Source organism: Micromonospora sp. NPDC049662 (genome assembly GCF_040675055.1).
GTDB lineage: Bacteria > Actinomycetota > Actinomycetes > Mycobacteriales > Micromonosporaceae > Micromonospora.
In genome coordinates, this window is the sequence record NZ_JBFAOC010000020.1 from 69,037 (window position 1) to 85,950 (window position 16,914).

Annotated in this window: 15 protein-coding genes and 2 tRNA genes; 8 read left to right on the forward strand and 9 right to left on the reverse strand. The window is 68.8% G+C overall.

Going from position 1 to position 16,914, the window contains the following annotated elements; all coding sequences use genetic code 11:
* Positions 1–293 precede the first annotated feature (293 nt).
* Positions 294–2,240, reverse strand: a complete 1,947-nt coding sequence (locus AB0J36_RS17385; RefSeq protein WP_357393777.1) for a hypothetical protein — start codon at positions 2,238–2,240, stop codon at positions 294–296.
* A gap of 342 nt (positions 2,241–2,582) precedes the next feature.
* On the opposite strand from AB0J36_RS17385, the gene AB0J36_RS17390 reads away from it, so the two are divergent.
* Both AB0J36_RS17390 and AB0J36_RS17395 read left to right on the forward strand, forming a co-directional pair.
* A complete protein-coding gene (locus tag AB0J36_RS17390) occupies positions 2,583–3,794 on the forward strand; it encodes a helix-turn-helix transcriptional regulator (protein ID WP_357393821.1) in 1,212 nt (403 codons plus the stop codon).
* Positions 3,795–4,131: 337 nt separating this feature from the next.
* Positions 4,132–4,437, forward strand: coding sequence for a hypothetical protein (locus tag AB0J36_RS17395; protein WP_357393779.1), 306 nt, complete (start codon positions 4,132–4,134; stop codon positions 4,435–4,437).
* A gap of 10 nt (positions 4,438–4,447) precedes the next feature.
* Here the strand turns inward: AB0J36_RS17395 and AB0J36_RS17400 are convergent, their stop codons facing one another.
* Positions 4,448–4,603 (reverse strand): hypothetical protein, encoded by a 156-nt coding sequence (locus tag AB0J36_RS17400; RefSeq protein WP_355048704.1) that lies wholly within the window; start codon positions 4,601–4,603, stop codon positions 4,448–4,450.
* 143 nt (positions 4,604–4,746) lie between these two features.
* Between AB0J36_RS17400 and AB0J36_RS17405 the strand changes: the two genes are divergently transcribed.
* Positions 4,747–5,289: a YbhB/YbcL family Raf kinase inhibitor-like protein gene (locus AB0J36_RS17405; RefSeq protein WP_363660856.1), complete on the forward strand. Its 543-nt coding sequence runs from the start codon at positions 4,747–4,749 to the stop codon at positions 5,287–5,289.
* A 97-nt stretch (positions 5,290–5,386) separates the two neighbouring features.
* Here the strand turns inward: AB0J36_RS17405 and AB0J36_RS17410 are convergent, their stop codons facing one another.
* Positions 5,387–6,097, reverse strand: coding sequence for a class I SAM-dependent methyltransferase (locus AB0J36_RS17410; RefSeq protein WP_357131650.1), 711 nt, complete (start codon positions 6,095–6,097; stop codon positions 5,387–5,389).
* Between the two features lie 212 nt (positions 6,098–6,309).
* Here AB0J36_RS17410 and AB0J36_RS17415 point away from each other — a divergent pair, with 212 nt between their 5' ends.
* The gene (locus AB0J36_RS17415) at positions 6,310–8,139 is read left to right on the forward strand and encodes a hypothetical protein (protein WP_357131653.1); all 1,830 of its coding nucleotides are present in this window, start codon (positions 6,310–6,312) and stop codon (positions 8,137–8,139) included.
* A gap of 8 nt (positions 8,140–8,147) precedes the next feature.
* Here AB0J36_RS17415 and AB0J36_RS17420 read toward each other — a convergent pair whose 3' ends face one another.
* From AB0J36_RS17420 to AB0J36_RS17430, 3 genes are all read right to left on the reverse strand, one after another.
* Positions 8,148–8,930, reverse strand: a complete 783-nt coding sequence (locus AB0J36_RS17420) for an IucA/IucC family C-terminal-domain containing protein (protein WP_357131656.1) — start codon at positions 8,928–8,930, stop codon at positions 8,148–8,150.
* A 209-nt stretch (positions 8,931–9,139) separates the two neighbouring features.
* Complete coding sequence (locus AB0J36_RS17425) at positions 9,140–10,051, reverse strand: hypothetical protein (RefSeq protein WP_357131659.1); 912 nt, start codon at positions 10,049–10,051, stop codon at positions 9,140–9,142.
* The gene (locus tag AB0J36_RS17430; RefSeq protein WP_357131830.1) at positions 10,048–10,572 is read right to left on the reverse strand and encodes a SigE family RNA polymerase sigma factor; all 525 of its coding nucleotides are present in this window, start codon (positions 10,570–10,572) and stop codon (positions 10,048–10,050) included. Before AB0J36_RS17430 ends, AB0J36_RS17425 begins: the two co-directional genes overlap by 4 nt.
* Positions 10,573–10,725: 153 nt before the next feature.
* Here AB0J36_RS17430 and AB0J36_RS17435 point away from each other — a divergent pair, with 153 nt between their 5' ends.
* Positions 10,726–12,255, forward strand: a complete 1,530-nt coding sequence (locus AB0J36_RS17435; protein ID WP_357131663.1) for a peptide deformylase — start codon at positions 10,726–10,728, stop codon at positions 12,253–12,255.
* A 70-nt stretch (positions 12,256–12,325) separates the two neighbouring features.
* Here the strand turns inward: AB0J36_RS17435 and AB0J36_RS17440 are convergent, their stop codons facing one another.
* Entirely contained in the window at positions 12,326–13,441 is a 1,116-nt protein-coding gene (locus AB0J36_RS17440) for a globin domain-containing protein (protein WP_357131666.1), read from the reverse strand.
* Between the two features lie 144 nt (positions 13,442–13,585).
* Between AB0J36_RS17440 and AB0J36_RS17445 the strand changes: the two genes are divergently transcribed.
* Complete coding sequence (locus AB0J36_RS17445; RefSeq protein WP_357131669.1) at positions 13,586–14,356, forward strand: CPBP family intramembrane glutamic endopeptidase; 771 nt, start codon at positions 13,586–13,588, stop codon at positions 14,354–14,356.
* Positions 14,357–14,360: 4 nt separating this feature from the next.
* Here the strand turns inward: AB0J36_RS17445 and AB0J36_RS17450 are convergent, their stop codons facing one another.
* Positions 14,361–15,608 carry a hypothetical protein gene (locus tag AB0J36_RS17450; protein WP_357171800.1) on the reverse strand — a complete coding sequence of 416 codons (1,248 nt, stop codon included), beginning with the start codon at positions 15,606–15,608 and terminating at the stop codon, positions 14,361–14,363.
* A gap of 313 nt (positions 15,609–15,921) precedes the next feature.
* Between AB0J36_RS17450 and AB0J36_RS17455 the strand changes: the two genes are divergently transcribed.
* Both AB0J36_RS17455 and AB0J36_RS17460 read left to right on the forward strand, forming a co-directional pair.
* Positions 15,922–16,012 (forward strand) — tRNA-Ser (locus AB0J36_RS17455).
* Positions 16,013–16,047: 35 nt separating this feature from the next.
* Positions 16,048–16,120: transfer RNA gene (locus AB0J36_RS17460), tRNA-Arg, on the forward strand.
* A gap of 115 nt (positions 16,121–16,235) precedes the next feature.
* Here the strand turns inward: AB0J36_RS17460 and AB0J36_RS17465 are convergent.
* Positions 16,236–16,904 carry a hypothetical protein gene (locus tag AB0J36_RS17465; protein ID WP_357171801.1) on the reverse strand — a complete coding sequence of 223 codons (669 nt, stop codon included), beginning with the start codon at positions 16,902–16,904 and terminating at the stop codon, positions 16,236–16,238.
* Positions 16,905–16,914: the final 10 nt, after the last annotated feature.

A 16,914-nucleotide genomic window follows, 5' to 3' on the forward strand; every position in this document is an offset into this window, starting at 1 on the left:
CTGAGACTAAATGCGACAAGGGGCCGGTCTTGAAGGACCGGCCCCTTGTGTTATGCCTCGGACGTCGCTATCTGCGAATTATACGCGAACCCAGACCGCATGAGGCTTATCCGGAATTAAGGGAGCGGGGTGGCCGGAGTGCTGGTGGTCGGCGGTGCAGCCTGGTCGACCAACATCGATTCAATTTCCGGGCCGCTCGAGCGGGCGGGGTGAGTACGACAATGCGCAGGATGGCTATGTTCTAGTCGAGCTTGCAGCGACTGAAACATAAACATCGGTGAGATTGTACGATGTCAAAATAACGGGGAGGCGCTACTCTGTGTCGCAGAATCTAAATGACCCAACCTGAACGCGGGGAGCCATTTTCGATCGGTTAGTGAATTCACAACCTGGATTGCCTCAGAGTCGCGGCCCTGGGACACGAGCAGCTCGAGTAGGCGACGCTGAGAATAGAGGTCACCCCTGATTACTAGGTCCTGGAAGATAGCAATTGCCTCATCTGTTCGCCCAGTGATGTCAAAAAGCACAGCGAGCTTCAGCTGCAATTGCGGGCTTTCCGATTGGGCAAATGACCGTATGACTGCAAGAGCATCCTTCGGTTGATTCGACTGCATCAACGACCCGACTAACGCGTCAAGAGCGAACTCATCCCCGAGATTTGCTCGTTGGCTCAGCTCCTCAAAGCGACCTTGCATTGAGAGTAGGAGTGCCAGCCGATGCTCTGCCCGCCAGGGGTGCTTCTTGCCCATCTGCCGACGTAAGAGCGATTCAGCGTGATGGGGCATCCCTAATTGGATTGCACTCTCGGCCAGTCGCATCTGGTCGTCCATGCTGATTGCCGTGCCGACGAATGCTTCCCAAGCTACATCCGGGACGTCCGATGACGCCCGGCTTACACTCAAGCGTTGCAGGAGATAGTCGGTCACCAGGTATCCGATTACCTGTCGACGATCAGCGCTAGTGACCACCACTATGGGTGCGGTGGCCCTGTCTTGCGGACGCTCTGCCGTCGTCAATTCGTTCAAGCCGCGCTGGAACCAAGAATCCTCTGGGTAGTGGCCCGGCAGATAGCCCCTGGAGGCGGTTGAAAGCGTGCCGAGGGTCAAGGGAGCCTTAACTCCTAGCCGCCAAGCATCAACCGCTGCATGTATAATTGCGCGCTGCTCTTTGGTTCCCCTGTCGTAGCGTCTAACAACTTCTCGTGCACCCGCAAGTACTTCCGTTACATTGTAATCGGTCGTTCGTAGAGCTATGGCAAGGCGAGGGTCTTGCAGAGCTAGATGCTCGGCTCTCGCACGCTCCTCGACAGTGAAGCTAGTTAAAGCGATCTCTGTTAACTGTCCATTGTCAAGAATATCTACTGCCGAAGGGTATAGGGGCTTGTGGACGCCCAGCGCAGGAATGATATGGGTTGCCCTCAACTGTTGCGCGTATTCGGGCCATAGTGTGGCGACGAAAACAACCGAGCTGGAGGAACCGAGTAGCTTCCGCACGGCGGAAGCGCTAACAGGGGCATCGCCGGCGGCAAGATAAGGGCCCTCGATAAATCGCTGCAGCTCGTCCAGCCAGATGACCGTTGGAGATAGTGGTAGGTTCGAGTCGGCAAGCCGATTCAGAAGCTGGCCGTCACCAAGATCTGGCGCAAGAAGGCGAAAGTCTGGGAGGGCTTTGCGTAGCGCCTCATACAGGAGGCGAGTCTTGCCTACGCTCGAATTGCCGACTAGAAGTAGAAAGCCGCCAGTGGTCCTGCAACGGCGGAGCGCGTCGACAACGGCCCCAAAATTCTCGCGAGGAACAAACAGCGGCAGCTCGTCGTTCAACCCCGTATTGCCGTCCCCTGCTACATGGTGATCCAAGTCAATTGACGCGTGAACCCTTAGCGCCAAAGCGCGCACTTTGTTCACCTGGGGCAGATTGTGGATCGTCACCTCTAGAGGCTCCGAACTCTCCTCTTGTTTGGTGACCTTCGTCCCGTCGTCTAGCGATGCCGTCGGTTGAGAGGCTCTAAGTTGGATCAACCCCAAGCAGGTCGACGTTAGAAGCGACAGGATCCCCACGGCCATGCTTACCACGCTGCTGACGCTGTCCTTAACTGCCAAGTCAGAGCGCAGAAAGCTGGCGGCGATTCCGACAGCCGTTGGTGACCACCACCAGCCAGAGATGCCCACTACACCCACAATGACCAAAATTCGCCAGAGGCGTCTTGCCCCAGCATGAGGCTTGCGCTGGTCCTTGGACATCCCCTCAACGATAGAGGTACTGGACAAGCCTGACGAGTCAAGCAAGCTTCGCGCTTGATCCAGCGCGCCGAGTGTTTGTCGCCCATGCGTGATGGCCGGCGCCTAAGAGCTCGCCTCGGCTAAGCCGACACGAAGATTCGCAGAGATCGTCGAACCGGGTCATGGTCAGTCGCGCAATCCCGGTCCAGCAGGTCCGGTCCGTGAACTAGTTGATCGTCAAAGGGCTGAAGCCAGCGATAACTTTGCGTGTGCTGAACTCCGTGCTCCGCAGAACATCGACGGGTGCCTCGCCGCGGCGTACGGTCGGGGTACGCGATGTACCCGATGCTGCGAGGTGCCTCCATGTCCGATCAGCAACTCACCCCCGGTCAGCGCGTCGAGCGGCTTCGTCGCGCTGCCGGCCTGTCCCGCGAACAGCTCGCCGGCCTTGCCGGGCTCTCGCCGACCACCGTCAAGTTCGTGGAGAACGGGCGTCGAAGCCTGACGTTGCGGGCCGCCCAGCAGCTAGCTCCGCACCTTGGCGTGCGTGACCTCGGCGACCTGTTCGGTCCGCAGGTAACTCTGTCGCTGGACGGACGACCCAGTCATCCCGCCATCGGCGACGTTCGACGCGCACTCACCGCCTGGCAGATCACCCTCTCCGGTACGCCGGACTCCCCTGACTATCTACGAGGTGCCGTGGATGCCGCCTGGCAGACCTGGCACACCTCGCGGCATCAACGCACCGAGGTGAGCGTCATCCTGCCCGGCCTGCTCGACGCCACCCAGCGCGCGGCCCGGCTGCACACCGGCGGCGACCGGCGCGCAAGCCTCGCGCTGCTCGCCCAGGCGCATCATCTCGCACAGGCATACCTCGCCTGGCACGGTGACCGCGAGCTGTGCTGGCTGACCGTCGATCGAGGCATGGCTGCGGCCCTTGACGCCGATGACCCACTCGCCATCGCTCAGTCGACCTGGTACGCGGCACACCTGTTGCGGGCGGTCGGCCGCGGTGACGAAGCGTTGGAGCGTCTGCGGGAGGCTCGCGCCTTGATCGAGCCCCGGGTCGCCGATGGGGGCACCGAGTGGGCGGAGATGTTGGCAGACCTGTTTCTCTGTACCGCCTTGACGAGGGCCCGCACCGGCGACCAGGGCGCGTGGTCGGATCTGGATGCCGCCCGTCGGGTGGTCGAGCAGGCGCTACCAGCGGAGTTCGTCGGCCTTCGCACCCGGGTGTCGCGGCCCTTGGTCGACGTGTACGCCGTGATGTGCGCGGTGGACCTGGGGGATCCGGACGAGGCGCAGAGGCGTGCGCATTCGCTCGATCCAGCGTCGATCCCGTCGACCGAGCGGCGCGGCCGACACTATGTCGAGCTTGCCCGCTCCGCTGATCTTGAGGGAGCGCAGGAGGCGACACTTCACTTGCTGGGTCTCGCCGAAGCCACGTCTCCGGAGACCGTTCGATACTCGCCAGCCGCCCAGGAGTTGGCGGGGAGGCTGGCTCGGGAGGCGCCAGCGGCGATTCGGGCTGAGGCGATTCAGTTGGAGAGCCGGATAGCGGTGCCGGAACTCTAGGGGTACGTCTTGTCGCTGGGTACGTCTCGTACCCTCTGCGGCCCGTTCAACTCCATAGCGTGTCCTCGCGATTGCAGTAGGTGTTGCGGGTGGCCGTCGATCCGGAGGGGCAGCGGCCAGGCCGCCACGCCCTGAGGCGGGAGGACGCCGCGATGGTTTGGCCCTTCAGATTGCTGCGCCGGAGATTCCGGTGGCTGTCGCTCGCTGCACCACGGACGGCCATCGGTCCGGCTATCCAACGTGCGGAGCAGGAGGCGGCGCGGGCGCGGCTGCTGGCTCAGGCTCGTGACCAGTCCGCCGATAGGCCGGAAACCGGTGCGGGTCGATGATCGGGGAGGTGCCGACCACCGTCACGGCGGCGGTGCGAGCCCGAGCGGCTCAGGGCGAGCGGGCCGCCGCTGCACTAGATGGCCGGCTCGCCGATTTCCACGTGCCGCGCAGGCCGGAATGGACCTGCCGGAGCTGTGAGCAGGACACGCCCTGGCCGTGTGCGCCGGCCCGAGTCCGCCTCGCCGAGGCCTACGGGCGGGACCGGATCGGCCTGTCCATGTACGTGGGCAGCCTGCACGCGGTGGCGGTGAGTGAACTGCCTGCCATTCCGGCGGGCGAGCTGTACGAGCGCTTCGTTTCCTGGGCCCGTTGACCGGCGACGACTAGTTTCCCTCGGGTTCGTCCCGTCGGGCTTCGCGGATCGTGGTGTCGGCGAGTCGTTCGACGGCGCGTCGACGCTCCTCGGCGAGCGCCCGCTCGTCCGGTTTGCGCAGGACGCCGACGACGGCGACCAGAAAGTCCCGCCAGATGCTGAGCAAGAAATTCCCCCCGTGGAACGCTTCAGGGGCATCACCCTAGCCCGCTCCCGTGATCCGGCACACCCCGACCAATCGGTCGTTCCACGCCGTGGAAAGGGGTATGAAGAGGCTGGTATCTGCCCACTCCGGAAGGACGCGTACCGATGACCCTGGAACGACCGATCGCCCCGGACCCGTACGAGCTGCTGCCGACCGTTCCCTCGTTCACCCTGACCAGTGACGACGTGCAGAACGGCGAGCCGATGGACGTCCGGCACGCGCACGGCAGCGCCGGTGGTGAGAACGTCTCGCCGCAGCTCACCTGGTCGGACTTCCCCGCCGAGACCAAGAGCTTCACCGTCACCTGCTACGACCCGGACGCGCCGACCGGCAGCGGCTTCTGGCACTGGGTGCTGGTGAACGTGCCGGCCGATGTCACGCAGCTCCCCGCCGGTGCCGGGGGCGCGGCGGGCACCGATCTCGGCGGAGCGTTCTCCGTCCGCAACGACTACGGCGAGCAGGGGTACGGGGGCGCGGCGCCGCCGCCCGGTGACCGCCCCCACCGGTACGTCTTCGCGGTGCACGCCCTGGACGTCGACCGCCTGGACGTGACCCCCGACGCGAGCCCCGCCTACGTCGGCTTCAACCTGACCTTCCACACCCTGGCGCGGGCGGTAATCCGCCCCACCCACCAGACCAAGGAGTAACCCCACCGCGCCGATCTTGCACTTTCTGTGCCGACATACCCCCGCAGAGGGGACGTTACGGCAACAGGAAGTGCAAGATCGGCGCGGTTGAGAAGGGTCAGGCCGGGACGCGGGCCACGGCGAAGACGGACTGGCCGAACGGGGGGCGGACGACCTGCTCGGCGGCCTTGGTGGCGGGGAGGACCAGGGTGTCGTACGCCTTGACCATGGGGCCCTCCTTCGGCATGAGCCGGAAGACCTTGGTGGCCATGAAGTAGCCGATCAACCCGAGCGCGTTCGCGTAGTGGATCTTCTCTACGGTCAGGCCGGCCTCGGTCATCGCCGTACCGAGCGTCTTCTTCGTGTAGCGGCGGACGTGGCCGGTGGCGATGTCGGCCGGGCTCATGGCGAATTGGAACGCCGGCACGATGATGATCACCGCGCCGCCGGGTCGGACCAGGTCACGCATGCTGCGCAGCGCGCCCACGTGGTCGTCGATGTGCTCCAGCACGTTGTACGAGACCGCGGCGCTGTAGTTTCCCCGATCGTTGTGCGGCAGCAGCATCTGCCGGACGTCGACACCCGCCTGGCTGGCGAGCCGCTCCTTGAGCTGCACGAGCCGGTCGGGGTCGGCCTCCGTGGCGGTGAACCGGGGTAGCCGCTGCGACCATTCCAGCGCGTAGTCGCCGAGGCCGCTGCCGATCTCGATCGGGTCGTCACCGAGGTACGGCACCGCCAGTTCGACGAACCAGCGACGGTGGTTGACGGCCATCGCCAGGCCCTCAAGCACCTCGGACTGGACGCGCTGGTCCCCAGTGATTTCTGCCATGCGTCGATTCCTCACGATATGAACTCGACCCGTGCCTGGACCGACAGAGTGAATCATCCGCTTGGATGGCAGCGGAATCGGGGGAGCTGTTGGCCGAATTGCGGGTCGGGGGGTGGGCACGTGATCGGCGGTCGGCGAACCCGGCACATAGTACGGCAGTACCTCGAAACATGTCACGGCACCGTCATACGCTGACTACCCTATGAATTGTCATGACTACTCCCGAATCGGACGCTCCCGGCGACGGTCCGTCCACCGCGTCGCGGGTGGAGGAGCCCGGCGACGGCGATCGGTTGCGCCGTAACGGGAAGTGGGTCGATCTGGCCGCCGTGCTGAGCTTCGTGGTGCTCGCCTTCTGGATCACCGGGCGTCTCTGGTGGGACCCGGGCAGTGGAGTGCGCGACAACCGTTCGGACCAGTCGCAGTTCGAATGGATGATGGCGCACGGTGCGCGGGTGGTCACGCAATTCGCGTACCCGTTCCACTCGGACCAGATGAACGTGCCGGACGGCGTCAACCTCATGGCAAATACGTCCGTATTATCCATTTCATTGCCAATAACGCCGATCACCCTGTTGTTCGGGCCACGTGTGTCATTCCTGCTCTTTCTCACTCTCGGAATGATCGCCACGGCCACGGCCTGGTACTTCCTGCTCTCCCGCGTCCTGGTCAAGAGCCGGGGGCCGGCCTGGCTGGGCGCCGGCTTCTGCGCGTTCGCGCCGGCCATGGTGTCGCACGCCAACGGCCACCCGAACATCGTGTCGCAGTTCGTCGTCCCGCTGATCATCTGGCGTACGCTGCGGCTCGCCGACCCCGGCCGCTGGCTGCGTAACGGTGTGCTGCTCGCCTTGGTGATCGTCTGGCAGGCGTTTCTCAACCTGGAGATCCTGCTGATGACCGCGATCGGGCTCGGCGTGGTCGTCGGCGTGCTGGCCCTCGCTCGCCCCGCTCTGCGATCACGGACCCGAGGGTTCCTCGCCGGCCTGGCCGTCGCCGCCGTGGTCGCCGGTGCGCTGCTCGCGTACCCGCTGTACGTGCAGTTCTTCGGCCCCGGCGCCTACTCCGGGTTGTCCAGCCTGATCCGTGGCTACTCCAGTGACCTGGCCTCGTTCGTCGCGTACTCCCGGGAGTCGCTGGCCGGCAGCCCGCGCACCGCCGCCGGCCTGGCCAAGAACCCGACCGAGGAGAACAGCTTCTTCGGCTGGTCGCTGCTGGTGCTGGTGGTCGCCCTCGTCTGGTGGCTGCGGCGCTCGGCGGTGGTGCTCGCGCTGGCCGGGCTCGGGCTGCTCTTCGCGGTGCTCTCGCTCGGCCGGGAGATCCGCTTCAACAATCGCGGCACCGGGGTGCCGGGGCCCTGGGCGGCGCTGGAGAACCTGCCGATCCTGCACTCGGTGGTGCCGACCCGGTGGGCGCTGGCGATCACCCCGATCATCGGGGTGTTGCTCGCCTACGGTGCCGAGCGCGCCCGCGAGCTGGCCCGCGCCCGACCGGCGGCCCGGCTGCAGATCCGCTTCGCCACCGCGACCGTGCTGACGATGGCCCTGCTGCCGATCCTGCCCACCCCGCTGCCGGTGGTCCAACTGGATCCGGTGCCCACCTTCGTGACCAGTGGGGCCTGGCGGCCGTACGTGGCTGGTGGGCGCAGTGTGGTGACCCTGCCGCTGCCGGACACCACCTACGCGGAGCCGCTGCGCTGGGCTGCCGTCACCCGGCTCGACATGCCGCTGGCCCGGGGCTACTTCCTCGGCCCGGACACCCGCCCGAGCGCCCAGCCGCCGAAGGTCGCGCTGTTCACCGCGCCGCCGCGACCCACGAGCAGCTTCTTCGCCACCATCCGCCGTACCGGCGCGGTGCCGCCGATCACCCCGCAGAGTCGGGTCAAGGCGGTCGACGACCTGCGCTACTGGCGGGCCGGCGTGGTGATCCTCGGACCGCACGAGCATGAGATGGAGCTACGTCGCGGTATGACCGAGCTGACCGGTATCCAGCCGACCTTCACCGGCGGCGTGTGGGTGTGGGACGTCCGGTCGCTGACCGACTGAAAAGGGGGTCAGCCCTGGCGGACGCAGCAGCCCTGGCAGACCTTGGGGCTGGGCAGCGTGAAGGCCAGGCAGCAGGTACGGCGCTGGACGCTGGGCTCGCCGGCCGGGCCGGGGACCAGCTCGACCAGGTCGGCCAGGTCGAGCGCGCCGAGCAGGGTGTCGATGCTCTGCACCGTCGAGCCGGGCAGCGCGTCGGCACCGCGCAGGATGCCGTGCGCGATGCCGGAGGCGACCGAGCCGAGCAGCGTCCGGGTGCCCACCCGCACCTCGGCCTGGATCGCCGCGATCAGCGGGGCCAGGTGGGCGTCGAGCAGGGAGGCCCGCAGCTCGGCGAGCAACTCCGCCTCACCCGCGACGACGCGTACCTCCGGCAGGCCGGACAGCGCCAGCGGGTCGCTCGGCAGGACCGCCACGGTGGTGCCGCGGCGCAGACCCAGCGTGATCAGGGGCCGGTGGTCCTCGAAGTGGATCAGCACGTCGGCCGGGTGGAGCAGCGGAACCCGGCGGGCCGAGGCCCAACCGAGCACGACCGGCAGCGCCGTCCAGTAGCTGTACGACTTCCAGGCCAGCGCGGCGCAGGCGTGCGGGGTGCCGCCCCAGCGGACACTCGCGGCGCGCAGCAGCTCCGGCAGGCGGGTGCCGTCGACCAGGGTCGTGGCGGGGGCCCAGCCCAGCTCGTCGTCGACCAGCAGCCCCCGGGCGAGCCCGGGGAGGTCGTCGGTGCCGAACATGGTCCGCAGCGCGGCCGTGACGGGGGCGAGCGGCGTGGCGGTCACGTCCCGCCTCGGCATCACCGCAGTCACCTGAGCCGTCCCCCGTCCGGATGGCCGAGGAGCCTCCCCCGGCGGACGGTCAGATGCCGTCCTGAGCTAAGGCTAGCCTAACCATGCTCGCCGGCATACCCGAGTGTTCTGTAATCCGGGCGACAGCGGCTGCCCTGTTCGGGCAGGCCGAGAGGCCCCGGACCGCGTACCGCGATCCGGGGCCTCGTAAACACGACTCAGTCGTTCAAGCCGCAGTCCTTGGCCGGCGTGGGCGTGCACGACAGCTTCCGGTACTCGGCCGGAGGAGTCACCGTCACCTTCGCCAGGTTCTCCTTCGTGCGGGGCAGCCACTCGTAGTCGCTGGTGGTGGTGCCGCTGAACACCTTGTTGACGACCCGGACCGGCTGGTAGGACTTCGCGTCGACCCAGATCTGCATGGACTCCTCGGCGGTCTTCGCCGTGTCCATGGCGCTGTCCGGGCCGCCCAGCCACTGCAGGTGCACGGTCTGCCTGCCGTCCAGCCGCTCCTTCCCGACGAGCGTCACCTTCCCGCTGTCGACGGCGCGCTTGAGGTCCTTGGGGTTGAGCGACGGCGGTAGGTACTGGACCTGCTTGGTGTCGGCCGGCTTGAGCGAGGAGACCTGGTAGGTCCACCACTTCTTCTTGTCATGGTTCAGCTCGACGGCGGTGGAGCCGTCCAGCGCCACGGTGTACGAGCGGACGTCGCCGTAGTAGATCTTGTTGTCCTGCCGCTCGCGGCTGGTGGTGCGGTCGGCCCAGAGCTCGATCAGGCTCGCCTGCTTGCCGTCCCGGCCCTGGTGCTTGGCGGTCTCGTGCTGGACGTACCCCGGTAGTTGGCCCAGGGCGGTGGCCGTCTGCTCGGCGACGTAGCCGACGGTGAGCATCTCCGGCGCCTCCTTCGGGGCGCCGCCGCCTCCCACGCCTCCGGGAGCGAACGCCAGCGAGGCGCCCACGGCCACGGCGGCGACCACCGGCGCGGCCACGGCCAGACCCAGTGCCCGGGTACGACGGCGGTTCTTACGGTGCAGGGTCTCGGTGAGATTCGATGGTGCGGTCATGGTGTACGTCTCCTCGTGGAGCCGGTCGCCCAGTAGGCGGCCCAGCTGTTCGTCGTCGAGAGCGGTCATCGCAGGGTCCTTGCCTCTTCGGTTTCGTGAAGGTCGCCGAGTAGTTCGCGCAGCCGCGCCAGCGCCCGGGAGGTGTACGACTTGACCGTTCCGATCGAGCAGCCGATCAGCTCCGCCGTCTGCTCGATGGAGAGGTCTTCGAAGTACCGGAGCACGATCACCTGTCGCTGCCGCACGGGAAGTTGGGCGAGCGCCGTGGCGACCGTCTGCCGCTCCCCGACGCCGTCGAATCCGGGATCGGTGGAGCGGAAGGCGTCGGGGTTGTCCGGCAGCGCCGTCTCGCGTGGGCGTCGCAGCAGGTCCCTGATCCGGTCCCGGGACAGGTTGACCATGACCTGCCGGACGTACGGCTCAGGGGCCTCGCGGGCCTTCGACCAGCGACGCATCGTGCGCAGCAGGGCCGTCTGCAGCAGATCCTCCGCGTGGCCCCGATCCCCGGTGAGGAGGAACGCGAGCCGCAGGAGCGCCGCCGACCGTTGCTCGACGAAGCTGTCGAAACTCGGATCAACTCTCACGGGGATAAGGACTCCAGCCGCCCGGCGGGGGTTGCCACCGCCGGCCGCCGTCACAGGCGGCAAGACATGAGCTGTCAAGCGGTGTGTCGGGAACATGCCAGATGAGTGTGCGCTCGGCCACGGAACGTGAAACTGATACTCCCGGCCGCGAGGAAGCCGATGACGACCTCACCCCTCGAGCGGGCTGCCGAGTCCTTTGCGGCCGAGCTTGCCCGCCAGCGCGCCGGGCGGGGCCTCTCCAAGAAACAACTGGCCGTGCTGATGGGTTTCGACCCGTCCTACGTGAGCCACGTCGAAGGGCGCCGACACCGCCCGACCGAGGACTTCGCCCGCCGCGCCGAGGCCGTCCTGGAGGCCAGCGGCGCGATCTGGCAGCGTTTCCGCGAGTACGACGACCTCCGGCACGCCCGCTCCGGCCAACCGCAGCGCGAACCCCCGCTGTCCAGCCAGTGGCTGCCCCCCGGCACCGGCCTCGTGGTGGAGCGGGAGTTGGCCACCCTCACCCACACCGATGACGGCTACCGGTGCGTCATCCGCCGCGAGCTGTACAACGCGGGCACCGAGCCGGTCACCCGCTACCTCGTCCGCGTCGCGGTGGACCGCTACCCGAACGATCCCGGTCGCTCCAACCGGCACCACCGGGAACACCCGCTCACCTTCGCCGAGCTGCAACTACAGGCCCGACGCGACGACGGCACCGGCGACTCCGAGCCGATGCACTGGCGGGCGAAACACGACCGGGACGCGTTCAAGGAGATCTGGCTCCTCTTCGAGAACGGCGAACGCCGCTTTCCGCTGTACCCCGGCGACCGGACCACCATCGAGTACGCGTACAGCGTCGGCCACGACAAGTGGGGCCCCTGGTTCCAGCGGGCCGTCCGGCTGCCCACCCGGCGTCTCGCCGTACGCCTGGATCTGCCGGCGGCGTTCGATCCGCAGGTCTGGGGCGTGGAGACCTCGCTCTCGGCGGAGGAGGGCCCGCTGCGGACGGCCCCGCAGCGGCACGACGAGGGTGACCGGGCGATCGTCGACTGGCAGACCGACGACCCGCCGCTGAACGCCCGCTACCGGATGCAGTGGCGCTTCCGGGCTCGGCCGGACACCGAGCCGGACGTCGGCCCCGGCGCCACCCGGGTCCGCCCCAGCGACCGCATGCGCGGGATCGGCATCGTGCAGCGCGGCGACGACCTGCTCCGACAGCCGGTGCGACAGTTCGACCTCCCCGGCGAGGAGCAGGCGGCCCGCGAGATCGTGGACCGCCTCATCATGGCGCTGGCCCGACTCGACGAGCTGCACCCGTTCAGCAAGGGGGTCGGTATCGCCGCCCCACAGCTCGCCATCGGCCGTGCCGCGGCCGTCGTCCGACCCCCCGACCGCTCGGCGGAACCGGTCGTCCTGCTCAACCCCCGGGTGGTCGACGCCGACCCGGAGACCGACGAGCAGTACGAGGGGTGCCTCTCCTTCTTCGACCACCGCGGTCTGGTGCCCCGGCCGCTGCGGCTCGACGTCGAACACGCCCAGTGGGACGGCAGCCGGATCATCACGTCGTTCGAGTTCGGCATGGCCCGGCTCGTCGCGCACGAGATCGACCATCTTCAGGGCCGGCTCTACGTGGACCGGATGGCGCCGGGCGTGCCGCTGGTGCCGGTCGAGGAGTACCGGGAGACCGGGCGACCCTGGCGCTACTGAGACAGCGAGGGGACCGGGGCGCGCGCCCCAGGGGGCAGGGGCACGCGCCCCGGTGTGGGGGGAGGAACGTCTAGAGATCGCCGAACGTGTCGTAGCGGACGGTCGACGGCGGCACCTCGTCGGCGGCCAGCACCCGCAGCGTCGACCGGACCATCTGCGCCGATCCGGAGACGTAACAGTCGTGCGTGGTCCACGGGCCGTACCGGGACACCACGTCCGGGATGTCGCCCTGCTCGCCGTCGAAGTCCGGGTCGTCGCTGCACGCGGCGGTGACCGACAACCACGGGTGTGTGGCCACCAGATCCTGTAGCGCGGCCAGCGCGTACAGGTCCGTCGCCTGCCGGGCGCCGTAGAAGACGTGCACCCACCGCGTCCGGTTGTAGGTGGCCAACTCCTCCACCAGCGCCTTGATCGGCGCGAGCCCGACGCCACCGGCCACGCAGAGGATGTCCCGCTCGGAGGAGCGGTCCAGGGTCATCGACCCCATCGGCGCCGCCAGCCGCAGCAGGTGTCCGGGCCGCACCCGGCGGACCAGCGCCCCGGACACCCAGCCCGCGCCGGGGCTCCGGACGTGGAACTCCAGCACGTTGTCGTCGTTCGGGGCGTTCGCCACCGAGTAGTTCCGCCACACCCTCGGGTGGAAGCGGGGCAGCTCCAGGCTGACGTACTGGCCCGCCCGCCAGGGCAGCGGGTGTTGCAGGGCCCGGCAGGTCAGCACGGCGATGTCGGGGCCGTGGCGCTCGTGGGTCAGCACCTCGGCGTGCCAGAACGGCGGGTTGTCGTCGTCGGCCGCCCCGGCCACCATCTTGGCGGCGATCGCCGCGTACGCGTCCCGCCACGCCTGGTCGTACTCCAGGTTCCAGCCGTCGCCGGCGGTGCTGCGCAGCGCGTCGAGCAGCGCGACGCCCATCGTGGCGTAGTGCCGGTCGTCGACGTGGTATTTGCGGTGGTCGCGGCCCAGCGCGCGCAGGAACTCGTCGAAGCTCTCCGGGTCGTCCACGGTGTGGATCGCCGTGATGATCGCCTCCAGCAGGCGGTCACCCTGGCCGGCCATCTGCACCGGGAAGAGCTGGCGCAGGGCGGGATCGAGCAGGAACACCCGAGCGTAGAAGTGCCCGGTCAGCCGCTCCCGGTCCTCCTCGACCAGGGTCCAGCTCTCCTTCAGCAACCGTGCGACATCGTCCACCGGTGCTCCTTCTCCAGACGGCAGCGGATCGGGCACCCATAGAATCTCCACGGAGCGTGTGCACCGGTCGCACAGAATGTGCGATCGGTTCATGCCGGCCGGTCGGCCCTGCCCGCTGGCCGGTCCGTCGGGCAGAGTGGTGCGGTGACCGTTGAGCTGACCCGCCCGGTGTCCCGCCGGCTGCTGGGGACCGAAACGTTGCTGGTCCTGGGCCTGTCCCTGGGCCAGTCCGCCGTCTACGCGGTGGTCTCGATCATCGCGAAGCTGACCGCCGAGGGCCCGCTCTCCAAGCAGACCGCCGCCCTGAACACCTCCGCGTCGGCCCGCCCCTGGCTGGACCTGACGTACCAGCTTCTCGGCATCGTGTTCGCGCTGCTTCCGGTGCTGCTCGCCGTACACCTGATCAGCAGGGACCCCGGCGACCCGGCGCGGACCCTCGGCCTGGACGCGCGGCGGCCCGGCCAGGATCTGGCCCGGGGCGCCGGCCTGGCCGCGCTGATCGGCCTGCCCGGCCTGGCCCTGTTCTGGGTGGCGGCGCACCTCGGCCTCAACGCGACGCTGGTGCCGGCGGCGCTACCGAAGGTCTGGTGGGCGGTCCCGGTGCTGATCCTCGCCGCCGTGCAGAACGCCGTGCTGGAGGAGGTGATCGTGGTCGGTTACCTGGTCACCCGGCTGCGCCAACTCCAGTGGCGGCTCGCCGCGATCATCGCGGCCAGCGCGCTGCTGCGCGGCAGCTACCACCTCTACCAGGGCTTCGGCGCGTTCGTCGGCAACGCGGTGATGGGCGTCGTGTTCAGCCTCTTCTACCTGCGTACCCGCCGGGTGATGCCCCTGGTCATCGCGCACACCGTGCTCGACGTGGTCGCCTTCGTCGGCTACGCGTCGCTGCCCCGCGAGTGGTTCGACTGGTTGTGACCGCTCAGCGCCGGTGCGGCCGGTAGGCGGCCACCGCCCGCGCCGCCAGCCGATCGGCCGCGGCCGCGTCGCCGAGCGTGGCGGCGACCACCGCCGCCCCCGGCACCAGTCGGGACGCCAACCGCAACGCCACCCACCCGCCGGCCTGCGCGGTGAGCGGCGCGGCGAGCCGCCAGGCGGCCTCCGCCGCCTTCGGCCACGTCCCCTCCACCGGATCACCGGCCTCCCGCGCACCGAGCAGCGCGGCCCGCGCGCTCGCCGCGTCGGGATGCACCTGGGTCAACACCAGCAGCTCCTCGGCCCGATCGGGATGCGCCGGGTCGCGTCCGTACGCCGCCGCGAGGTGCAGCACCAGGTTCGCCTGGGTCCAGAGCACCGACACCAGCTCCGCCAGCGGCGCGAACAGACCGGCCAGCGCCGCCGCCGCCCCTCCCGCGCCCGCCGCCCGCACGTACCGCCGGGTCGCCAGCCGGGCCAGACCGTCCGCCGGAGCGTCCGGGTAGCGGTCCCGCAGCCGCCGCGTCCACTCGGCCGCGCCGGGTCCGAGCGTCCGCACCGCCTCCATCGCCAGGAACTCCGGAGCGAAACCGGGATGGTCGCGCAGACGCGCGACCACCGCCGGCAATTCGGGGGTACGCGTCGAAGCCGCCTCGGGGTTGCCCGGGGGGACCGCCGCTGCGGCCGGCTCGGGGGTGATCGCGGAAGCCGCTTCCGGCGCGGGTGCCGGTGCGACTGCGGGTGCGCCCGCCTTCGCCGTGGCGGCTCTACGGGTGGGCGTGGCGCGCTTGCGAGGGGTTGGCGTGATCTCGGTCGGCTCTGGTGTGACGGGCGTCGCATCCGGGATGACCGGCGCTGGCGGAGGTGGTGTCGGTGCGACGGCCGCCGTGCTGGTGGCGGTCTTCCGGGGCCGGGGCGCCCGCGCCCTCGGTGGCTGGCCCGTCGGCTCTCCCGCCGCGCCGGGAAGCGCCTCGTCCTGGGCGGGTCGAGCTGCGCCCTGGGCGGGTTGAGCTGCCTTCTTGGCGGACTTCCTGGTGGGGTGCGCCCCGGTGCCGGCGGGTTCCTCGGTGGGGTGTGCCGTGTCGTCGGCGGGTTCCCTGGTGGGGTGCGCCGCGGTGCCGGCGGGTTCCCTGGTGGGGTGCGGCGCGTCGCTGGCGGCAGCGGGCGGCTTGACCGGGGTGCTCTCCGGGTGGGCGGGGGCGGGCTCTGTCTGCCGGGGCAGGGGACGGTCCGGATCCGGCGGTTGGAAGATCACCGGCGCCGCCTTGGCCCGGCGGGGACGCGGGCTCGCCGGTGCCGCCGGTGCCGTTTCGGCAGGCTGATCGGTCGCCTGCGGCGGCGTGAACGTGGCCCGCGCCGGGCGCCGACGCGGGCGCTCAGCAGGCTCCTGGCGGGTCGGTTCGCTGGGCGGCTGCTCCTGCATATCGATGGAGCGTAGTCCCGATCACGCCCCCGCACAGCGGTGAAATACCGGGGCGCGCTGCCCGGGTCGGCGTACCCCGGAAGTCGTTTTGCCCCCGGTGGGTGCCGACCTGTATCCTCGGGCGCGGTGGTCTGCGGGCCACCAGGGAGACTTCGCCTAGTCTGGTCTATGGCGCCGCACTGCTAATGCGGTTGGGGTCTTAAAGCCCCTCCCGGGTTCGAATCCCGGAGTCTCCGCGCGAAAGCCGGGTGTGTACACTGGCTGAGCACGAGCGCCCGTAGCTCAATGGATAGAGCATCTGACTACGGATCAGAAGGTTAGGGGTTCGAGTCCCTTCGGGCGCACAAGATCAGGGCCGTTTCGGGAAACCGAGACGGCCCTTTTCCGTTCCCGCACAGCGGCGAAGTACCGCAACGTTCTAATCCGCCTCGGTGCCGCTCATCCGCTCGCCCTGGCGCTTCAACGCGGCATGGAGTAGGGCAGGGACAACGCGGCCGCCGTTGTGGCCGCGTTGCGGGCGAGGGCCTCGCGGGCGCCGTCCGGGCCGAGGGCGATCACCGCACGAACGCGTTCGAGGATCTCATCCTCCCAGGCGATCGGGTGCGGGCGGGAACGGTTCAGTTCGCCGGCCTCCTCAGCCAGCGCCGCAGCCGCCAGCGCGGCGTCCCAGTCACCGCGGATCACATGCAGGTAGGCGAGTTCCTCGGCTGCACGTATGTCGGGGTCGGTCAGGCCACGCTCCGCGTCCTGGGCTTCCCACTCCAGTCGGTAAGCGAGCAAGCCCTCGACATCTCCGTAACGGTCCAGGAACGGGATGCCCTCCCGGAGTACGACGTCCCGGATGTCGGCCATCACCGGTTCGTAGCCGGCCAGGGCGTCCGGCTCCGGGAACACTCCCTCCAGCCGCCGTGAGCACGTGTGGCCGTCGGCCGCTGGCACCGCGAGCAACCAGACGATCACCTCGACCTGGAAATTGGGCCGCCGGCGCAGTGGTGGAATTGGTTGCACCGTCTGGGCGGTCCAGCCGACCGGACCCCGCACCAGTCGGCCCTCCGCAGCACGCCAGCCATCACCCAGAGCGGGCAGCAGGTACGCGTCGACGGCCTTTTCCCACCTGCCGACATCCACGTGATCATCC

Coding starts and splice junctions, on each gene's coding strand:
- AB0J36_RS17390 (WP_357393821.1), top strand. CDS start 2,583: ATGTCCGATCAGCAACTCACCCCCGGTCAGCGCGTCGAGCGGCTTCGT.
- AB0J36_RS17425 (WP_357131659.1), bottom strand. CDS start 10,051: ATGACCGCTCTCGACGACGAACAGCTGGGCCGCCTACTGGGCGACCGG.
- AB0J36_RS17435 (WP_357131663.1), top strand. CDS start 10,726: ATGACGACCTCACCCCTCGAGCGGGCTGCCGAGTCCTTTGCGGCCGAG.
- AB0J36_RS17405 (WP_363660856.1), top strand. CDS start 4,747: ATGACCCTGGAACGACCGATCGCCCCGGACCCGTACGAGCTGCTGCCG.
- AB0J36_RS17385 (WP_357393777.1), bottom strand. CDS start 2,240: ATGTCCAAGGACCAGCGCAAGCCTCATGCTGGGGCAAGACGCCTCTGG.
- AB0J36_RS17415 (WP_357131653.1), top strand. CDS start 6,310: ATGACTACTCCCGAATCGGACGCTCCCGGCGACGGTCCGTCCACCGCG.
- AB0J36_RS17410 (WP_357131650.1), bottom strand. CDS start 6,097: ATGGCAGAAATCACTGGGGACCAGCGCGTCCAGTCCGAGGTGCTTGAG.
- AB0J36_RS17420 (WP_357131656.1), bottom strand. CDS start 8,930: ATGCCGAGGCGGGACGTGACCGCCACGCCGCTCGCCCCCGTCACGGCC.